The organism is Shinella sp. 838 (assembly GCF_029623935.1).
In the GTDB taxonomy this organism is placed as follows: Bacteria; Pseudomonadota; Alphaproteobacteria; order Rhizobiales; family Rhizobiaceae; genus Shinella.
In genome coordinates this window covers 1-3369 of record NZ_JARSBQ010000049.1, presented here as the reverse complement: position 1 = coordinate 3369, position 3369 = coordinate 1, and the positions used below count along the sequence as shown (strand labels likewise).

The window sequence follows — 3369 nt, the reverse complement described above, 5'->3', positions numbered from 1 at the left end:
CGACCCCTTGACCCGAACGACCGCCGCCATGGGGCGGGCTGCGCCCTCCCCCCTCTGTCCGGGGGAATGTCAGAGGCCATTCCCCCGGAAAGACCGGGGAGGCTTCGCCCAAGGGGGCTCCCCTTCGGGAAACGCAAACTCAGGAGACAGACAATGACCGAACTTTCCAACTTCATCCGTTTCAACGAAGACGGCACCCTCAGCGGCAATATCGCATCCATCGCCTATGACATCGACGTCGCCGGCGAACCCCACGCCAGCACCAACAAGGACGCCCCGGTCTACCGCATCTTTGCCAAGTCCCCTCGCGGCCGACGCGTAGAACTCGGCGGTATCTGGAAGAAGAAGAACCAGAACGGCGGCGACTATCTCAGCCTCTCCGTCAGCACGGGCCACGGCAGGCTCAACGCCAATCTTGGCCGGTTCCCCGGTCAGGACGACGAAGACCTCATGGCTGTCATTCCGTGGGATTGATGGCGCGACCGAAACACTGGCCCTGCCCGAAGGGGAGCGATCCCCTTCGGCGTAAGCCGAACCTTCAAGGATGAACTCAGGAGGAGCAAATCGTGGACACGCCGAACACCGACACGATGGGCGATGCGCTGGTGGAGAACGGCTTCGCGCCGAACCTCGCCATTCTCGACATCAACAATTCGCTGGCCGTCCCACATGGCTTCGAGCTGCCCGAGCCGTGGAACCTGCCGTCGCGCATGTTCCGGCATCCCATCGAGGTTTGCCCTCCCGATGGAACGCAGCCGCGCAAAATCGGACTTCGCCATCCCCTGCTGGCCGACCATCCCTATGTGCAGCATGTCGAGGCCCGGTTAGGTTTCGAGATAGACCGAAACGGCGCGCCGAACCGCCACGGCTATTCGTCCGGCCCGACCGCGCGCTGGTGGCACGCCGTCGACCTGATCACGGCGCGGAAATGGCGCGAATTGCTGGCGACGCGGGAGTTCACGGAGCGAGAGTGTATCATGCACGCCGTGGCCTTCGGGTGCCGCTATTCCCATCACGAGGACAAAAAGGCGTCGGGCTATATCTCCATCGCCGACGCCCGCAAGGTCATGGGCGCGGTCAGGGCGAGCGAACCCGGCGACCGAAGCGCCACCATCCGCGCTTTCTCTGCCCCGAGCGTCTGCCGTCAGGACAAGGGCAGCGAGCATTGGCCGATCAATACCGGCCGCCTATCCGCCGAGGCCGAGGCTTGGGGAATGATCTTCGGCATCGAGGACGGCTGGTTTCGCTATGACCGTGCCGGTTTCCTCCAGTGGTCCGCGTTGGGCCGCGAGCGTTACGCGGCGGGCGATAGCGCCACCTACATGCAGGCCAGCGGCCAAGCCGCCTTCGCCTTTTAGGCACTGGTCGGAACGGAACGGAAATCTCCAGTGAGCAAGCACACAGTCACCATCATCCAAATATCTTGCGCCGAGCGCCTCATAAACGTCGAAGTCGATGCGGCCGATCACGAGAGCGCCATCGAGGGGTTCCAGAATGGCAGCGTCGAGGTTCCAGACTTTGACGATCCAAGGTGGACAACGGAGTGGAATTTGCAAAGCGAGGCCTACGAATGAGCCGCTACACCGTTACCCTTCTGAAAGGCGAGAGAACGGACGACGAGGCTGTCATCGGCTTCGATCCGCCGCTACGCACCTTCTTTCTTCAGGGCTTCGAGAGCGATGACGATTTCGGCACGCCGGAAATCTGGCTCGGCACGCTCTTGGAGGAATTCCCGACCTTGGAAGCGATCATCGAGGCGGCACGCCGGCAGGGCTACGAGGTCCGCAACCTTGATCACGCCGACATGATTGCGCTTCTGGCGGAGGCGGGCCACGACTATGAGCCATCCATCGCCGTGAAGCTCGGTTTCATCCGGTAGCAAACCCGCCTGCCCCTCCTCCTCCCGACTCGGAGGGGCAGCAGCGCCAGTGACCGCTTCGCACCCGCATCGAGCGGACGCGATGCGGTACGAGAGGAGCCCCAAAGCCCCTCCCCTCGCCCTCCCCTTCCCGCCCCGAAAGGCCCTCGCGTCAGGGGACAATACGGATTTCTGTCGCTCCGTTGGCTTTGAGATTTTGTCGCAATTCGCACGGGACTGCGCTCTCGGCGCAGTCCCGTCTTGTAATTCCGGCCTATACGCGTTAATTGTGGTTACGTAACCACAATTGTCGGAGGCTTGTTATGGGCATCACCACACTTTCAGGCCGGGAACTCAATCAGGACCTTGGCCGCGCAAAGCGCGCCGCGAACGGGGGGCCTGTCATCATCACCGACAGGGGGCGGCCAGCGCATGTCCTTTTGTCGTTTGACGAGTACAAGCGGCTTACCGGCAAAATGCGGACGCTCGGTGACATGCTGGCCGCGCCGGGAGCGGAAGACGTCGACTTGCCTCTCCCGCAGCGAACCGAGCATGCCCAGCCGGTCGATCTGTCCTGATGCTGTTGCTCGATACCAATGTCGTGTCCGAGCTGCGCAAGGTTGCGAGCGGCAAGGCGCATCCCAACGTCGTGGTCTGGAACGAAACCGTCGATCCGGCCGAAACCTTCATTTCCTCTGTTGTGCTGCACGAACTGGAGATTGGTGTGCGGCTGGTGGAGCATAATGATCCCGCCGCCGGCAAAGTATTGCGCAACTGGCTCGAAAACATCGTCCTCACGACGTTTTCAGGCCGTATCCTGCCTCTGGACGAGGCGGCGGCCGTTCAGGCGGCCCGATGGCATGTGCCTGATCCAAAGCCTATCAACGACGCCTATATCGCGGCGACGGCGTTCACCCGTCGCATGACCCTGGTGACGCGCAATGTGAGGGATTTCGACGGTATGGGTGTCGCGCTCGTCAATCCGTGGGACCTCTCGGAATAGCATTCCGACGATTCGGTCCCGCCGTCATGTTCAGCGGTGGAAAGAGATGTTGAAATCGATTCATGCTTTCGCTTCCAACACGGTTGGCTGTAGCCCTGCGCCTGGAACGTGTTCGATCCGTTGATCCAACCACGCGCCTATGCGCGGGGCTGCAATCGGTTTCTGTCAGCCGACACTCTCTTCTTGTTCCGACTGTTTTGCGGCGGCGCAGCCCGTTTTCCAGCCGCAGCGCCGTGAGGACGGCGCGGCCGCGGCCGCAGCGAACCGGCCTTGCCGGTGAGCGGAGCAGGCGGAGGAAACCCGCGCTCCCCAATTGCGCCGTAGGGTTTTCCGGAGCCTCGTGGGAAACGGGCGTTTTTCCATGATGGTGATCTTCTTCGATATCCTGGTGGGCCACCGCCCGTTCCGGTCGGCCGCGCTCTATGCGAGCACGGAGCCAGCCGGAGGCCGTCTCCGCCGATCCCGGTAACGATCGCTTGTCCGGTCGGTGGCTTGCGCCCCCGGCACT

The 3369-nt window shown here is 62.5% G+C and carries 6 protein-coding genes; all 6 read left to right on the top strand.

The window, feature by feature from the left end; all coding sequences use genetic code 11:
* Positions 1-153: 153 nt before the first annotated feature.
* The 6 genes from P9A16_RS35425 to P9A16_RS35400 all read left to right on the top strand — a co-directional run bounded on the left by P9A16_RS35425 (position 154) and on the right by P9A16_RS35400 (position 2861).
* Positions 154-474, top strand: a complete 321-nt coding sequence (locus P9A16_RS35425; RefSeq protein WP_278026560.1) for a DUF736 domain-containing protein — start codon at positions 154-156, stop codon at positions 472-474.
* A 92-nt stretch (positions 475-566) separates the two neighbouring features.
* On the top strand, positions 567-1358 hold the full coding sequence (locus P9A16_RS35420) for a hypothetical protein (RefSeq protein ID WP_278026559.1): 792 nt from the start codon (positions 567-569) through the stop codon (positions 1356-1358).
* Between the two features lie 30 nt (positions 1359-1388).
* A complete protein-coding gene (locus P9A16_RS35415; RefSeq protein ID WP_278026558.1) occupies positions 1389-1574 on the top strand; it encodes a hypothetical protein in 186 nt (61 codons plus the stop codon).
* Entirely contained in the window at positions 1571-1879 is a 309-nt protein-coding gene (locus P9A16_RS35410) for a hypothetical protein (RefSeq protein ID WP_278026557.1), read from the top strand. Before P9A16_RS35415 ends, P9A16_RS35410 begins: the two co-directional genes overlap by 4 nt.
* Positions 1880-2181: 302 nt before the next feature.
* The gene (locus tag P9A16_RS35405; protein WP_256121134.1) at positions 2182-2436 is read left to right on the top strand and encodes a type II toxin-antitoxin system Phd/YefM family antitoxin; all 255 of its coding nucleotides are present in this window, start codon (positions 2182-2184) and stop codon (positions 2434-2436) included.
* Positions 2436-2861, top strand: a complete 426-nt coding sequence (locus tag P9A16_RS35400) for a type II toxin-antitoxin system VapC family toxin (RefSeq protein ID WP_278026556.1) — start codon at positions 2436-2438, stop codon at positions 2859-2861. The genes P9A16_RS35405 and P9A16_RS35400 overlap by 1 nt, the downstream gene beginning before the upstream one ends.
* Positions 2862-3369: the final 508 nt, after the last annotated feature.